Below are 15,198 nucleotides of genomic sequence, written 5' to 3'. Positions count from 1 at the left end.
TGCTTTGCCTCCTATTTCATTAGTTTCTTTTTGATTCTGATATCGTCACCCGCAAGTTTGAGCAGGCGGTAGTTACTGCTGATGCGGGAAAACGTTCTTTCGCTATATATTGATTTTATCTCATTTAATGACAAATTGGTAGAGATAATAGTAGATTTCTTCTGCAAAATCCGGTCATTCAGGCAGATAAACAGCTGGGAGACCGTAAAGGAATTGGTAAGCTCCGTCCCAAGGTCATCGATAATCAGAAGCTCGCACTCGTCCAGCAGGGCGCCGGCCTGGCGCTTTTCCGGATCTGTATCGAACTCTCTGCTTCCCAGAATATCAAAGAGCTGGGAGGACGTCACGTAAATCACCGAGTGAATATGATCCATCAGCTCTCTGGCAATACAGTGGGTCAGAAAGGTCTTTCCGACTCCGGTATTTCCATAGATCAGAAGATTCTGGAACTTGCTTCCAAAGCTGTCCACAAAGGATCGGCACACATGAAGCGCCTCTTTTGCCATATCCAGCGAACTTTTGCCGCTCACCGGATCAATAAAATCCGAAGAATAGTAATCCATCCGGAAAGAAGAAAAATTTTCACTCTCTAAAATATCCTGCAGGTTGGACTGGGTGTAGAGCAGGTCAATCTCCGCCTTCTGGAAACAACGGCATTTCCGGCCGTCAAGATATCCTGTGTCCTGACAGTCCGGACATTCATAGGAAGGTTCCAGATAGTCCGAAGGGTAACCGGAACCGGCAAGCAGTGCCTGCTTTTCATCCCTCAGGGCATGAAGCCTTTCCCGGAATCGGGCAGGCGCATCGGCATTGCCATCGATCAGCGCTTTGGCTCCTGCAACACCAAGGTGTGAGATCTCCTCATCAATCTCACGGATCCGGGGAATCTTTTCATATATTTCACTGTAATGGCGGGTCAGCCTGTCGTGCGTCCGAAGATGCTTCTGCTCGTAGATCCGCATGATGGCGTCATACTGTGAATTCGTCAGTGCCATGAAACTTCTCCTTTACTCAGCTCTGTAAAAGCTGTCTCTCCAGGTCGTCCATATTGTAGTCGCGCTCCTCGAAATTGCTGAACTTTGTCTTTTTCCCGGAAGCCGGAGCCGGCTGGGAAGCAGACTTCTCGGAACGCTTCTTGATGTAGGCGGCATCGATAGCCGCAATATCCGCAAGGTGATGCACACCTTTCTGGTGCCAGTTCGTCAGGATCTTGTCCGCGTATTCAAAACTTGGCTGATGGATGGCGGAAACAGTCCGGCTGCATGCCTCCACAATAATATCAATGGTAAAGCCGTACTGCCCGGTCCACTTCTTCACAAGCTCTGTCTCAACCGGAGCGGCCATGCGCCCGGTGATGCCGAATGCTTTCAGAACCGCTGTGCAGTCCTTATTGTAAAAGGAAGCGGATCTTCTTGCCTCTGATACGGTCCGGATACCGGCATCCGCCCAGGCAAGAGCTACGGACTTGATGTAGTGCATGCTCCGGTGTCCGTTCTCTACGCAGTACTCGATCAGATACTCGGTCAGCTCCACGGAGAACTGTAAGGTGTCATAGAAATAAGTAAGTGTCTCCACATCGGAAGGAGACAGGGTACGTCCGATGTACTGCTCGGCGATGAACAGAAGCTGCTTGAATTCCCGGCGGCTTTTGTACTCGCTGATATCACCGATCAAAGGAGCCGCAGGGGCGGAATCCACAGGACTGTCCACGGCAGGAACAGGCGTATCCTCCGGAACAGAGGCCGGAGTGGCAACCTGGCTGTCCGGCACAGGTATGTCCACAGATGCAGAAGGAGCGTCCGCCTTTTTCGCGGCATCCGATTTCTGCGGTGCGTCCATCTGAAGTCCGCACATCTCGCCGTCCGGGCCGTATTCGATCGTGAGAAGCCCTTTCTTCGCCCAGTATTTCAAAGCGCGGATAATATCTCCCTCTGTGTTATCCAGAATCTCCGCAAATTCGGAAACCGAAAAAGGAGAACTGCTCTCCATACGGCGCAGCAAAAGGAGGTATACTTTAACGTATTCCCCGTTTGCCTTTGCCATGTAGGAGTCGATAAATGCATGATCAACACATGTAAAATGTTGTTCCGTACAGTCTGTGATTTTTAACATGCCCATTCCTTGAAACCTCTGTCTTTCTTTCTAAAGTAAAGGTATTATAGCACTTTAAGACCGGGAGAAAAAGCATTATTTTTCCCACACTTTGTGGATAAAACAGTGTGGATTCTGTGGAAAACTACCGTTTGAGAAGACTCTCCCCAATATTTACAACATCTCCGGCCCCCATAGTTATCAACAGGTCGTCTTTTTTACAATTTTCTAAAATAAATGTTTCGATCTCGTCAAAGCCTGGAAAATAGTGCACATCGCACCCTTTTGCCCTCAATTCGTCCGCCAGAAGTCCGGAAGACATACCGAGGGTATCGGTCTCGCGGGCCGCGTAGATATCTGCAAGAATGATATGATCCGCAAGGGAAAGTGCATCCGCGAACTCATGGAAAAAGGCTTTTGTCCGGCTGTAGGTGTGAGGCTGGAAGACGCACCATGTCTCCTTGTGCGGGTAAGACTTTGCCGCCTCCAGAGTAGCCCGGATCTCGGTCGGATGGTGCGCGTAATCGTCCACAATGTGGAAACCGTTCACGTCTCCTTTATACTGGAAACGACGGTCTGTCCCTTCAAAAGAGAGAAGTCCCTCCTGAATCTTCTCCATCGGGACATCCAGAAGCGATGCAGCAGCAATGGCCGCGAGGGCATTGGATACGTTGTGAAGTCCGTTTACGGAAAGGTGAATCCGACCGGCCTCCTGTCCTTTTACAAGGAGAAGGAAAGAAACATTGCCTTTCTCATCGTGGGTAATCTCTTTTGCGCTGAAATCCGCATTTTCCCTGTGCACATCGTAGATGATGACATTACAGTCAAGTCCCTCCAGAATCTCTTCCAGATGGCTGATCTCTCCATTGATAATCAGAGTGCCGTCATCAGGAAGAAGCTTCGCAAAGGTATGGAAAGAATTGCGGATGTCGTCAATATCTTTAAAGAAGTCCATATGGTCTTCCTCGATATTCAGGATGATACTGATCTTCGGGAAGAAGTGATGGTAGCTGTTTGTATATTCGCAGGCTTCTGTGACAAAAACCTCGGAGCCGCCGACACGGATATTGCCGTGGATGGCCTTTAAAATTCCGCCTACGGAGATCGTAGGATCTTTCTCTCCGGCGAGAAGAATATGGGAAAGCATGGAAGTCGTCGTCGTCTTCCCGTGGGTTCCGGCTACTGCGACCGGAATTTTGTAGTTGGTCATCAGCTGGCCAAGCAGCTCGGCCCGGCTGAGCATCGGAAGGCCGCGTCTTACCGCCTCCTGATATTCCTCATTATCCTCGTGGATGGCCGCCGTGTACACGACGACCTGTACAGTATCTTCTATATTGGAAGCCTTCTGACCGATGAAAACTTTCGCGCCCATCGAAACCAGATGATCTGTGAGAGAAGACTCCTTATTATCAGAACCGCTGACGGTAAAATGTTCGTCCAGTAATATTTCGGCAAGCCCGCTCATGCTGATACCGCCGATGCCGATAAAATGAATATGAACAGGTTCATTAAAGTTAATTTTGTACATATTTTACACTTCCGTTTCTGGCTTATTTTACATACCGGCGGGGAGAAAATCCCTGCCGGTCTGCTGTTCCCGTTCATTGTAGCATAACAAAATGAAAGATACAACGCTTCAAGGCCAGAACATTTTACCCTGAAAAATGTGAAAAAGCAGTTCTGAAAGAAAGCCTGTCCGCATAGTAATATATAGAGCAGGAGAGAAAAAAATACACAAAATTGCCTTAAAAACAACACGGTGTCTATAAAAAGCGGTTAAGATTATGTAAAATGCATAAAAAATAGAAGAAAAACGGCAAAAATATATAAAATTTACTCGATATTTATAAAAAGTGTGTTATAATAATGACATTAAATTACTGACAAGGGGTGAGGACATGATAAAAAAAGAGATGATAGCAATGCTGCTGGCCGGTGGACAGGGAAGCAGGCTTGGTGTTTTGACTGCCAAAGTGGCGAAGCCTGCAGTAGCGTTCGGCGGCAAGTACAGGATTATCGATTTTCCGCTCAGTAACTGCATTAATTCGGGGATCGATACAGTCGGAGTCCTGACACAGTATCAGCCGCTTCGTCTGAATTCTCATATTGGAATCGGAATCCCATGGGATCTGGACCGCAATGTGGGCGGTGTCACGATTCTGCCGCCATATGAGAAAAGCACGAACAGCGAGTGGTATACTGGAACGGCAAATGCGATCTATCAGAACCTGGATTATATGGAGTCGTTTAATCCGGACTATGTGCTTATTTTATCCGGTGATCATATTTACAAAATGGATTATGAAGTAATGCTGGATTATCATAAAGAGCACAATGCGGATGTCACCATCGCTGCCATGCCGGTGCCGCTTGAGGAGGCAAGCCGGTTTGGAATTGTAGTTGCAGATGAGGAAGGACACATCAATGATTTCCAGGAAAAACCAAAGGAGCCGAGGAGCAATCTGGCGTCCATGGGAATTTATATTTTCAGCTGGCCGGTGCTCAAAGATGCGCTTGTAAAAATGTCAGACGAGCCGTCCTGTGACTTTGGAAAGCACGTGATTCCGTACTGCCATGAAAATGGCAAGCGTCTTTTCGCGTATGAGTACAATGGTTACTGGAAAGATGTAGGAACACTTGGATCCTACTGGGAAGCCAACATGGAACTGATAGATCTGATCCCGGAATTCAACCTTTACGAAGAATTCTGGAAGATTTACACAAACAGTTCGATCCTGCCGCCGCAGTATATTTCCGATCAGGCGGTTGTGGAACGCAGCATTATCAGCAATGGTTCCGAGATTTACGGAGAAGTCCGTAATTCCGTGATCGGTGCCGGGGTTGTGATCGGAAAAGGAACGGTTGTCAGAGATTCTATTATTATGAAAGACACCGTGATCGGTGAAAACGGCGTGATTGACAAGTCGATCATTGCGGAGAATGTCCGGATTGGAGATCATGTGACGCTGGGCATCGGAAGTGATGTGCCGAATAAGGAAAAGCCGGCGATCTACTCCTTCGGGCTTGTGACGATCGGAGAGAATTCCGTGATCCCGTCCAATGTTCAGATTGGCAAGAATACTGCCATCAGCGGCGTGACAGAGGCAGAGGACTATCCGAACGGAGTGCTGGAAAGCGGAGAGACATTGATAAAGGCAGGTGAACGCGTATGAGAGCAGTAGGGATCATTCTGGCAGGCGGCAATAATCATAAAATGCGTGAACTGACATATAAACGGGCTGTGGCAGCCATGCCGGTGGCAGGAAGCTACCGGTGCATTGACTTCGCACTCAGCAATATGACCAATTCCCATATTCAGAAAGTTGCAGTATTGACACAGTACAACGCGAGATCTTTAAATGAGCACCTGAGTTCATCCAAATGGTGGGATTTCGGTAGAAAACAGGGAGGACTTTTTGTTTTTACTCCGACGATTACACTGGAAAACGGCAGCTGGTACCGGGGAACCGCAGACGCGATTTATCAGAATCTCGACTTCCTGAAAAAATGCCATGAGCCGTACGTTATCATTACATCCGGTGATGCTGTGTACAAACTGGATTACAACGAAGTTCTGGAATATCATATTAAGAAAAAAGCAGATATTACAGTAGTATGCAAGGATCTCGCACCGGGCGAAGATGCGACGAGATTCGGAACAATCAAGATGGACGATTCCATGAGAATTCAGGAGTTCGAGGAAAAACCGATGGTGGCAAATTCCAATACCATTTCCACCGGAATCTATGTGATCCGCCGCAGACAGCTGATCGATCTGATTGAACATGCAGCACAGGAGGACCGTTACGATTTCGTCAACGATATCCTGATCCGTTATAAGAATCTTAAAAAGATTTACGGATATAAGATCTCCAGCTACTGGAGCAATATTTCCACAGCAGAAGCATACTATCAGACAAATATGGATTTCCTGAGGCCGGAAGTGCGGAATTACTTTTTCAAAGAGTATCCGCCGGTATACTCCAAAGTCAGTGATCTTCCGCCGGCAAAATACAATCCGGGCTCCTACGTAAAGAACAGTCTTGTCTCCAGTGGATGTATTGTGAACGGAACCGTGGAAAATTCGATCCTGTTCAAGAAAGCATTCATCGGAAACAACTGTGTTGTAAGGAATTCTATTATCATGAATGATGTTTATCTTGGAGATAATACATACATTGAAAACTGTATCGTGGAAAGCCGCGATACAATCCGTGCCAACACAAGGCACGTCGGGGAAAACGGCATCAAAATTGTTGTCGAAAAGAATGAGAGATATGCGCTTTAGCGAGCATATATAGTACTTAAGAAAGGGGCAGGTAATATGCAGATTACAGATGTGCGCGTAAGAAAAGTAGCAAAAGAGGGGAAATTAAAGGCAGTTGTGTCAATAACGATGGATGAAGAGTTTGTCGTACACGACATCAAAGTTATCGAAGGGGAAAAAGGACTGTTCATCGCGATGCCTAGCAAAAAGGCTTTGGACGGAGAGTACAGAGATATCGCTCACCCAATCAATTCTGATACAAGAAACCGTATCCAGAGCATCATCCTCGAGAAATATGAGCAGGCTTTGACAGAAGAGGACGGAGAAGACCAGGAATAAAATGTTTTAGGGTTATGTAAAGGACAATTGAAAGGATAAGAAAGCCGGAAAAAGCAGATACCGGAAAGGGATGCTTTTTCCGGCTTTTTGTTGCGGGAAATCCTGTCTGAATTCCCAAGGCCGCCCCCGGAAAAGACTTAGAAAGACTAGTTCAAATCTTCCCCGGAAAAGAAAGGACGGATTTCAAAGTGAAGCGGCTTTTTGGTGGACGGATGCAGAAAATCAAGGCGGCAGGCGCAGAGATGGAGTCTGCGGGAAGGAATGCCGTCCGGATTGTATTTGCGGTCCCCCAGAATCGGACAGCCTACATGGGCAAGCTGGACACGGATCTGGTGATGCCGTCCCGTGTGCAGATGAATGGACAGATGGGAAACGAGCCGCCCGTCCCGGGTATGCTGATCCAGCATCTGGTAGTCCAGGACGGCCTTTTTGGCATCGGGCGTATCCGGTGAACAGACGGAAGAAAGATTCGTGCGTCCATCCCGGACAAGCCAGTCGGTCAAAGTTCCGGAAGACTCAGTCGGAGCACCTTCCGTGACAGCCTCATAATATTTCCCGAAACCATCCCCGGTAAGCTGGTTGTTTAATGCGGCAGCCGCCTTTTTCGTCTTCCCAAATACGAGAATTCCTTCTACAGGCTGGTCAAGCCGATGGATGACAGCAAGATACGGTGCCCCCTTCAACGGAGTCCCGCTTTTCCTTGCCTCCCGCATGAGATGATTTTTCAGAAGGCTGACCATGTCCTGGGACGAAAAAGATGCAGTCTGGACAGCCGTCCCGGCAGGTTTATGACAGACGAGGATCTCGGAATCCTCGAATAAGATTTCTGGTTTCATAATGTGCTCCTTTCATTTCACACATCATATCATATCCTGGAATGGTTGGCAAAGGAAAATCCATGTGGCCGGACGGCACAAAAAAATGGGAGAAACAATGTTTCGGCCGGGCAAAGGGAATGGTATAATAGAAACGGAACCAGGGAGACGATTCAATAAGGAGTGGAAGACACTGCGCAGACAGAGGAAGAGACGACAGAGATTACGATTTATCATACAAATGATACCCATGGATATCTCCAGGGTGACGGGGAATCTGTAATCGGGCTGCCGCTTGTGGCCGGACTGAAAAATGCGGATGAGAATGCGATTCTGGTAGATGCCGGAGACGCTACGCAGGGACTGCCGCTTGCCTCGCTGACGCAGGGAAACGATGTGATCCAACTGATGAATCTGGCGGGCTATGATGTCATGGCGGCAGGAAACCATGAGTTTGATTTTGGAACAGACGCATTTCTTAAAAATGTGTCACAGGCAGAATTCCCGGTGCTGGCGGCGAATATTTACAAAGATAATCAGCTGCTGCTTGCAGGACAGCAGGACGATACAGACGGCTGTCATGTGATCATTGAAAGACAGGGAAAGAAGATCGGATTTTTCGGGCTGACGACAACAGAGACCGCTTCAGCGACAAATCCGGAAGGAATCCAGGGAGTGACTTTTGCTGACGAGATTGAAACAGCAAAAACAGAGATTGCGCATCTGGAAGAAGCAGGAGCGGATGTTGTGATTGCAGTCGCCCACATGGGAGATGAGACCGGTGGAGCGGACTGTACGTCGGAAGATCTGGCAAACGGGATGACAGGCGAGTATCAGGGGGAGCTGGATGCGATCATTGACGGACACAGCCATACCGTGGAAAACGAGGAGGTCAACGACGTCCAGATTGTACAGACCGGAACCGGTCTGAGTGCAGTCGGAAAACTGACTGTATCGGTAAGTGAGAACAGTGATCCGGTCGTGACGGAGGAACTGCTTGGAATAGAAGACTTTGCGGAAGTAACGCCGGATGCAGAGGTAGCCGCAGAGCTTGAGAAAATTACCAGTGAGCAGAATGATTCGCTTCAGGAAGTGATAGGATCCACACCGACCACGCTCTGGGCAGGATGGATCGGAAATGTACCGCCGACAAGATTTGTAGAGACCAACTATGGAGATCTGGCGGCAGATGCCATCGCAGGTGCGGCAAAAGCTATGGTACAGCAGAATGGAACTGAAGAGGAAAAACAGATGCCGGTAGTCGGCGTGGAAAACGGCGGAGGAATCCGGGAGATGATTTCCAATGGAGATATCACAAAGGGAGACCTTGTGTCCACATTCCCGTTTTCCAACACGATCTATATGAAGAAAATCACTCCGAAGATTTTGTATGAGGTGATGGAACAGTCCGGCTCCAGTCTGGACGGGCAGGATCCGGAGACAGGTATGTTGCTTCAGCAGTCAGTGTCCGGAGGTTTTTTACAGATTTCCGGATTCCAGGTCGTATTTAATCCGGATGCGGAACCGGGCAGCAGAGTCGTGTCCATCACCCTTGACGGGCAGAGCACTCCGCTTGACCGGACAGATGATACGACCCAGATTATTATGGCGGGAAACAATTACATTATGAGCGGCGGCAACGATTATACCATACTTGCAGATCTTCCGAAATACGCGGAAGCAGGAGGAGAGCTGGAGACAATCGAGGCTTATGTTGAGAACAGTCTGAATAACGGAACGCTGTCCGGATATCAGGGAACAAAAGGAAGGATCGCTTATACAGGAAGCGTTTACCAGCCGAAAGATTATACCGCTTCCGTGAAAATCGTAAATGAAGATGGAAGCGTCTTCGCAAATCAGGAGATCAGTTACCGTGTAGACGGCGGCGAAGGCCAGATGGGCAGGACTGATGAAAACGGAATCCTTCATATCACCGTTACAGACGGCGGACATGGAATCCGTGTTTCCGATTCACAGGATGAGGTCTATGTGGACAACTATGCGGGACTTGGTATTGTAGAAGATACATTAAGAACAATGCCTCAGCTGACGGCACCGGAAGCAGGAAGTGAAATCCCGGTAAACAGCACAGAGGAACCGGAAGAACCGGAGGAGCCGGAAGATCCGTCCAAAGATGACGAAACCACAGACCCGGGAAAAGATACGGGAACAGGTTCCGGCGGAACGGAAAACGATAAGAAGGATCCGGGGGCTTCGGACGGAACGACAAACACAGACAATACAACAAAAACAGATAACGGTGCAGACGGACAGAAAAAAGCAGTAAAGACCGGTGATGAAGCTCCGGTTGAAGCTGCGGGAACTGCGGCGATCGTATCACTGGCTGTTATTGCAGCAGTGCTTGGCACAAAGGTAAGACGGAAATAGTAGGAGCTTCGGTTTCGTGCAGGAACTGTAAGCGAAGCGGATTCTATTTAGAAATGACGATGCCCCTCATCGGGAAGTGGATGAAATCATCCGGGAGCTTCCGATGAGGGGCATTGTTTATGATGTTTTTTCTTTTCCTGTATGGAAACTGTGTTGTACAATCCGCTCAGCGGTTTCGCTGATTGACAGATAGCTGGTATCCATGCAGTTTTCCAGTTTCGAAAAATGCGGTAATGATTTCAGACTGATTTCGAGCCACTGATCTGTCCGCCATTCACAGGTCTTATCCACTCTCCAGCGCTGAATGAGCTGTTCTTCACCGCACAGCAATGTGACGCTGACAGGCTCCAGATGCAGGGAGCAAATACCATCAATGATGCGCTGACACACCCATTTTTCATCCATCAGCCATACGAGTACAATCATCCGGCATACAGAACAGTTTTTATAATTTCCGATCATATGTAGAATATTGTCGACGGCCATTACTTTTGTCTCCTGATTGCCGACAAATGGATGCAGATCCAGACACCAGTCACCGTCGATAAAGGCGGTGCCGGGATGATGGTCTGCAATGTATTTTCCGACTGTGGTTTTCCCAACACCCATCGGGCCATTAATGATGATTACATTCATAATTTCTTTCCCTCATAATAAAAATTGTAAAGATGCGGAACTTTCTGCCAGACAGCATCAGACCGGACGGCGGATCAAAAGCCCTTTCATATTAGACGTCCGGTTATGCATCTTATATATCGTTTCTTTCTCTTCTTCAGTACATCCAATCAAGACTTTTATTTCAGAATCTTTTTTTACGATATCCACGGTACAGATGACAGCGTCAACTTTTTTTCGCCGGTTCCAACCCAGACATCAATTCCGCCGCCGTCCATGGATGCAGTGCCTTTTAGATATCCATAGTCTGCTTCGTAAATCTGTTCCGGATACCGGGGATGCGCGCTTCCCTTAGGACGATCAATGACAATGTCGCTGCTATGAACCAGTTCATCTAAAAGATTCCAGAATTCAGGATCAAAGGTATTCATAAAGAGACCTCCTTTTTTACCATTCGGATAACTGGGGACAAACATCCAATATATCTTGTCCGGATAACGGAAGGTTGGTTTTGCCTTTCAGTCTTTCGATAATGTCAGGCATGGGAGAAGCGACGATTTTTCTTCGGGTTTTTATTTCTTTCCCACATTTCGGGCAGACGTGCTGCGTAGCAGGAAGACAACTTTGCCTGCCTGTTTCAAACAGATCAGTACCGCAATCAGGGCATTTGACAGAAGCAATTCGATCTTTTAAGTATGGAAGCGTCTTTTGCGCCATATAGAGCTGGACCATGTTTGCATCCAGACAAATCCCGTCAATTTCTACTTCGCTGTAGGTGGCATCAATAACCGGGCGGGAATTATCCTGAGTATATGCATGGACATGGATTCCCTCAGTTTCTGTTTCTGGGCCAGTACAGAAGAAAGCCGGATTGAAACCCCAGATTGAGATGCCCAAAGGGAAATCCTGCTGTTTTATGCTTAATTTGCGAGTAGCCTTTACGAAATTTGCAGGAAAATGAAATTCGCTAAATAAACCATTGGCTTTTATAATAGGATTTCCAATTTCTGCAGTTTTTTCATAAAAATTTCGTCCGCAGCCTGAACAAAGATGTTTTTTGTGGGGATTTGCGGCAAACCAGTCTTTATCAAGATGCGGAAATCCGCAGTGTGGACATTCCAGGTAAGCAGTTTTCTGATTTAAGATATTGGAGGCCAGGTATGAAACCGCAGCAGTATAATCAAAAGAAACTTGCTGGTCTCCATTTGTTATCTGGAGAAGATGGCAGAATTTGTCAGCCTCGTTACCCGTTTGAACACGAATTCCAAAGGCGGAATCCATCTTTGCAGTATCATATACGGCCGGAACATATGCCCATAAAGCGATGTTGCCGGACTCCTCCTGGAGATTTACGGTCAAAGAATCCTGCGGCACGTCTGTAGCAGGATTGCTCTGGGCTAAACAAGTATGAAATTTTTCACCTTTTCCGTTACCGGCCGGAGCATGATGTGTCGTACACCAGTAGCGGTCAGTACCGTTTCGGTTTTTCCCTGCATAAACAATGTTACATTTTTTCATTGCGGCTCCTTTTAATGTAGAACGCTCAAAAGTTCTCCTTAAATATTCATATAGTGTATGATTAGCTTTTCGAAACTTTATCCAGCACCGTATATATGATGAGGTTTAAAATCAAGTAAAAGATAGATAAGACAGCAAGAATTTTGATGTCAATAGAGTGAGTCAGTATCAAAGTCATAGCAGCATACGAAATCAAAAATACGATAAAGCTGATGAGTGTCTGCTTTATTGGTTTCATTTGATCACTCTTTCCGAAAATTTATCATAGATTACGAAACTACAGCCAGTTAGCGTCTATTTCATTTTTTAAGTTGCAAAACATTGCATAGAAAGATTCCTTTGCCTGAGACACAATTTCCAGATCAATGTCTTCATTGTATGAATGTGCAACATTATTGTGTTCCTGTAAGGCGCGTAGCCATAATTCTTCGTCCTTGATCATACCAGCCTGATAAGCAGTTTTTAGAATAATTTTAGGTGATCCTGTTGCACTGGCTTCATAACCATGCATAGAAAGGATTTCTTTCATCATTTTCCATGACTGCTCGAAACAGATTTCATATAACCCGACCAAGCCAGTAAGAATAACCGTATCATCATTCATAAGGTTCAGTATATTTATATATCTGCTTCATGTTTGATAAAGCGGAACAAAAATTATCATATTTTTTCATAGAGTGTTTTCCCCTCCTTTTTTATAGACTCGCGTAATTCGGGCTGCATTGCCCGTTCCAGATCAACAATATCATATTTTAACAGCGTAGAAGTTTCTTCATCCAGATCCAAAGAAAAACGGGCTATATTTCCGCCGCTTACCGCAAGATCAATGTCACTGGTTGGGGAAAAATCTCCTCTTGCACGGGAGCCAAACAGAATAACTTGCCGAATGTTGTACTTCTGGGCCAATGAGGAGATTTCATTAAGGACTCTTTGATTGATTCCGGTGCTGGAGGGTGTGATTTTCATAGAAGTGTGTAGTTTTGTGATTTCACTCATTATACTGCACTCCTTTCTTTTTCTAATCATAGCATAGAAGAAAAGAAAAAGAAATTGTAAAAACCATGACATACCATGTACAAAAACGTTATGAGTTCCACCCGTACTCAACAGAAGGAAGATGTATCGTACATGCAAGCATGACTCTGCATCTTTCTTCTGCTGAGTACGGTGTGAACAGTAACACAAAAACGGGCAAAATAGTGGCAATCAATGCGTTTTACTTGACACTCTTGATTTTTTCGGGTAAAATTTGAATAATTTCATGGCGAAAGCCGAATAAATGAACGATGAAGGGGAATAGTAAGCCTAAGAGAAGTTTCAGAGAAGAGGCGGGTGGTGCGAGCCTTTGACGGATCACGGCTGAACCGGACCTGGAGTTCCTGTATGAAAAGTACAGCGTTTTATCAGCGTTAATGATCAATGAAGTGAGCCGCAGATTTTGTGGTTAATGAGGGTGGTACCGCCGGACATCCGGTCCCTGTTTGGGACGGATGCCCGGTGTTTTTGTTTATTTAACAGGAAACTTCGTTCCCTGTTAAATAAACACGCTCCGCGGGATGCGCACTCGCGCGAAGCAGAAACTTGTCGCTAAAGCGACCGCGCTCGGCGCGAGAGTTCCGCGAGCGGAACTCTTGGTTTAACAGGAAACTTTGTTTTAAAAACAGGGGGGCAGAAGTCCTTGGAAGCTGTGAAAAATATTGATTGAGAGGAGAATGCGACATGGCAAAGGACAACAAAAAATTTGTAAAGTCTATCACATCCAGAGATGAAGATTTCGCTCAGTGGTACACGGATGTGGTGAGAGAGGCAGAGCTTTGCGACTATTCCAGCGTGAAAGGATGCCTGAACTATCTGCCGAATGGATATGCAATCTGGGAAAATATCAAGGCAGATCTGGACAAGAGATTTAAAGATACAGGAGTAGAGAACGTATACCTTCCGATGCTGATTCCGGAGAATCTGCTTCAGAAAGAAGCGGATCACGTAGAAGGATTCGCTCCGGAAGCTGCATGGGTGACACATGGCGGAACAGAGAGATTACAGGAAAGATATGCGATCCGTCCGACATCAGAGACACTGTTCTGTGATCTGTGGAGCCGTATCGTGCAGTCTTACCGTGACCTTCCGAAAGTATGGAACCAGTGGAATTCCGTACTGAGATGGGAAAAGACGACACGTCCGTTCCTTCGTTCCAGAGAGTTCCTGTGGCAGGAAGGACATACCATCCACGCAACTTACGAGGAAGCAGAAGAGAGAACACTTATGATGTGGAAGGTCTACAAAGACTTCATCAGCGAGTCTCTTGCGATTCCATATGTAGCTGGAAGAAAGACAGAAAGTGAGAAGTTTGCAGGTGCAGAAGACACATACACAGTAGAAGCGCTGATGCATGATGGAAAGGCACTTCAGTCCGCGACAAGCCACTTCTTTGGAAATGGATTCCCGGATGCATACGACATCAAATATCTGGATAAGAACAATGAGCTCCACAGTGTTTATGAAACATCCTGGGGACTTTCTACAAGAATTATTGGTGCGATCATTATGGTACATGGCGATGACAGCGGCCTGGTGCTTCCGCCAAGAATCGCTCCGAAACAGGTACGCGTGATCCCGGTGGCACAGCACAAGGAAGGTGTTCTTGACCGTGCAGAAGAGCTGCTGGCAGCGATCCGCGCAGAAGGATTACGTGCAGACATCGACGAGTCCGAAAAGAGTCCGGGATGGAAATTCAGCGAGCAGGAGATGCTTGGAATTCCGGTACGTGTGGAACTTGGACCGAAAGATATCGAAAACGGTCAGGCAGTCCTTGTAAGACGTGACACAAGAGAGAAGACTGTTGTAGCAATCGACGAGGTACCGGCAGCACTGGCTGAACTTCTCGAGACAATTCAGCAGGATATGTATACAAGAGCAAAAGCATTCCTGGACGGCCACATCGACGAGGCAGAGACCATGGATGAAATGGTTGCAAAATTCAAGGACAACAGAGGATTCATCAAAGCGATGTGGTGTGGAGATGAAAGCTGTGAAGAAGCGATCAAGGCAGAGACAGGCGGAGCCGGATCCAGATGTCTGATCGAAGATGAAGAGCCGATTTCCGACAGATGTATTTACTGCGGAAAACCGGCAAAACACAAAGTTTTCTGGGGTAAAGCATACTAA

Annotated in this window: 13 protein-coding genes, 1 pseudogene and 1 other annotated feature; of the genes and pseudogenes, 5 read left to right on the top strand and 9 right to left on the bottom strand. The window is 46.8% G+C overall.

Going from position 1 to position 15,198, the window contains the following annotated elements:
* Positions 1-11: 11 nt before the first annotated feature.
* The 3 genes from Selli1_RS02990 to murC form a co-directional block, all read right to left on the bottom strand.
* Positions 12-995 carry an ATP-binding protein gene (locus Selli1_RS02990; RefSeq protein WP_087254144.1) on the bottom strand — a complete coding sequence of 328 codons (984 nt, stop codon included), beginning with the start codon at positions 993-995 and terminating at the stop codon, positions 12-14.
* A 16-nt stretch (positions 996-1,011) separates the two neighbouring features.
* Positions 1,012-2,118 carry a DnaD domain protein gene (locus Selli1_RS02985; protein ID WP_191434276.1) on the bottom strand — a complete coding sequence of 369 codons (1,107 nt, stop codon included), beginning with the start codon at positions 2,116-2,118 and terminating at the stop codon, positions 1,012-1,014.
* 118 nt (positions 2,119-2,236) lie between these two features.
* Positions 2,237-3,619, bottom strand: coding sequence for a UDP-N-acetylmuramate--L-alanine ligase (gene murC / locus Selli1_RS02980; protein WP_118636900.1), 1,383 nt, complete (start codon positions 3,617-3,619; stop codon positions 2,237-2,239).
* 370 nt (positions 3,620-3,989) lie between these two features.
* Between murC and Selli1_RS02975 the strand changes: the two genes are divergently transcribed.
* From Selli1_RS02975 to spoVG, 3 genes are read left to right on the top strand one after another with little or no spacing between them, the layout of a single operon-like run.
* Positions 3,990-5,264, top strand: a complete 1,275-nt coding sequence (locus Selli1_RS02975) for a glucose-1-phosphate adenylyltransferase (RefSeq protein ID WP_204864261.1) — start codon at positions 3,990-3,992, stop codon at positions 5,262-5,264.
* Positions 5,261-6,379, top strand: a complete 1,119-nt coding sequence (glgD, locus tag Selli1_RS02970; protein WP_087168845.1) for a glucose-1-phosphate adenylyltransferase subunit GlgD — start codon at positions 5,261-5,263, stop codon at positions 6,377-6,379. Before Selli1_RS02975 ends, glgD begins: the two co-directional genes overlap by 4 nt.
* Positions 6,380-6,415: 36 nt before the next feature.
* On the top strand, positions 6,416-6,697 hold the full coding sequence (gene spoVG / locus Selli1_RS02965; RefSeq protein ID WP_087168844.1) for a septation regulator SpoVG: 282 nt from the start codon (positions 6,416-6,418) through the stop codon (positions 6,695-6,697).
* Positions 6,698-6,843: 146 nt separating this feature from the next.
* On the opposite strand, the gene Selli1_RS02960 is transcribed toward spoVG, so the two are convergent.
* Positions 6,844-7,533: an RluA family pseudouridine synthase gene (locus Selli1_RS02960; protein WP_281872275.1), complete on the bottom strand. Its 690-nt coding sequence runs from the start codon at positions 7,531-7,533 to the stop codon at positions 6,844-6,846.
* A 162-nt stretch (positions 7,534-7,695) separates the two neighbouring features.
* Between Selli1_RS02960 and Selli1_RS02955 the strand changes: the two genes are divergently transcribed.
* Positions 7,696-9,900 carry a bifunctional metallophosphatase/5'-nucleotidase gene (locus Selli1_RS02955; protein WP_281872274.1) on the top strand — a complete coding sequence of 735 codons (2,205 nt, stop codon included), beginning with the start codon at positions 7,696-7,698 and terminating at the stop codon, positions 9,898-9,900.
* Positions 9,901-10,017: 117 nt separating this feature from the next.
* On the opposite strand, the gene Selli1_RS02950 is transcribed toward Selli1_RS02955, so the two are convergent.
* From Selli1_RS02950 to Selli1_RS02930, 5 genes and pseudogenes are all read right to left on the bottom strand, one after another.
* Complete coding sequence (locus tag Selli1_RS02950) at positions 10,018-10,536, bottom strand: ATP-binding protein (protein ID WP_281872273.1); 519 nt, start codon at positions 10,534-10,536, stop codon at positions 10,018-10,020.
* A 176-nt stretch (positions 10,537-10,712) separates the two neighbouring features.
* Positions 10,713-10,946: a hypothetical protein gene (locus Selli1_RS02945; RefSeq protein WP_330677457.1), complete on the bottom strand. Its 234-nt coding sequence runs from the start codon at positions 10,944-10,946 to the stop codon at positions 10,713-10,715.
* Positions 10,947-10,962: 16 nt separating this feature from the next.
* Complete coding sequence (locus tag Selli1_RS02940; protein WP_281872272.1) at positions 10,963-12,033, bottom strand: hypothetical protein; 1,071 nt, start codon at positions 12,031-12,033, stop codon at positions 10,963-10,965.
* 277 nt (positions 12,034-12,310) lie between these two features.
* Positions 12,311-12,707: pseudogene (locus Selli1_RS02935) on the bottom strand (HI0074 family nucleotidyltransferase substrate-binding subunit).
* On the bottom strand, positions 12,694-13,029 hold the full coding sequence (locus tag Selli1_RS02930; RefSeq protein ID WP_243424893.1) for a nucleotidyltransferase family protein: 336 nt from the start codon (positions 13,027-13,029) through the stop codon (positions 12,694-12,696). Before Selli1_RS02930 ends, Selli1_RS02935 begins: the two are co-directional and overlap by 14 nt.
* 281 nt (positions 13,030-13,310) lie before the next feature.
* Positions 13,311-13,515 (top strand) — a binding site (T-box leader).
* Between the two features lie 237 nt (positions 13,516-13,752).
* Here Selli1_RS02930 and proS point away from each other — a divergent pair.
* The gene (gene proS, locus Selli1_RS02925) at positions 13,753-15,198 is read left to right on the top strand and encodes a proline--tRNA ligase (protein WP_087168836.1); all 1,446 of its coding nucleotides are present in this window, start codon (positions 13,753-13,755) and stop codon (positions 15,196-15,198) included.

The organism is Sellimonas catena (genome assembly GCF_027924685.1).
Taxonomy (GTDB): domain Bacteria; phylum Bacillota; class Clostridia; order Lachnospirales; family Lachnospiraceae; genus Sellimonas; species Sellimonas catena.
The sequence above is the reverse complement of the archived record's forward strand: the minus strand, read 5'-3'. Positions and strand labels throughout refer to the sequence as shown.

Coding starts and splice junctions, on each gene's coding strand:
- Selli1_RS02990 (WP_087254144.1), bottom strand. CDS start 995: ATGGCACTGACGAATTCACAGTATGACGCCATCATGCGGATCTACGAG.
- Selli1_RS02985 (WP_191434276.1), bottom strand. CDS start 2,118: ATGGGCATGTTAAAAATCACAGACTGTACGGAACAACATTTTACATGT.
- murC (WP_118636900.1), bottom strand. CDS start 3,619: ATGTACAAAATTAACTTTAATGAACCTGTTCATATTCATTTTATCGGC.
- Selli1_RS02975 (WP_204864261.1), top strand. CDS start 3,990: ATGATAAAAAAAGAGATGATAGCAATGCTGCTGGCCGGTGGACAGGGA.
- glgD (WP_087168845.1), top strand. CDS start 5,261: ATGAGAGCAGTAGGGATCATTCTGGCAGGCGGCAATAATCATAAAATG.
- spoVG (WP_087168844.1), top strand. CDS start 6,416: ATGCAGATTACAGATGTGCGCGTAAGAAAAGTAGCAAAAGAGGGGAAA.
- Selli1_RS02960 (WP_281872275.1), bottom strand. CDS start 7,533: ATGAAACCAGAAATCTTATTCGAGGATTCCGAGATCCTCGTCTGTCAT.
- Selli1_RS02950 (WP_281872273.1), bottom strand. CDS start 10,536: ATGAATGTAATCATCATTAATGGCCCGATGGGTGTTGGGAAAACCACA.
- Selli1_RS02945 (WP_330677457.1), bottom strand. CDS start 10,946: ATGAATACCTTTGATCCTGAATTCTGGAATCTTTTAGATGAACTGGTT.
- Selli1_RS02940 (WP_281872272.1), bottom strand. CDS start 12,033: ATGAAAAAATGTAACATTGTTTATGCAGGGAAAAACCGAAACGGTACT.
- Selli1_RS02930 (WP_243424893.1), bottom strand. CDS start 13,029: ATGAGTGAAATCACAAAACTACACACTTCTATGAAAATCACACCCTCC.
- proS (WP_087168836.1), top strand. CDS start 13,753: ATGGCAAAGGACAACAAAAAATTTGTAAAGTCTATCACATCCAGAGAT.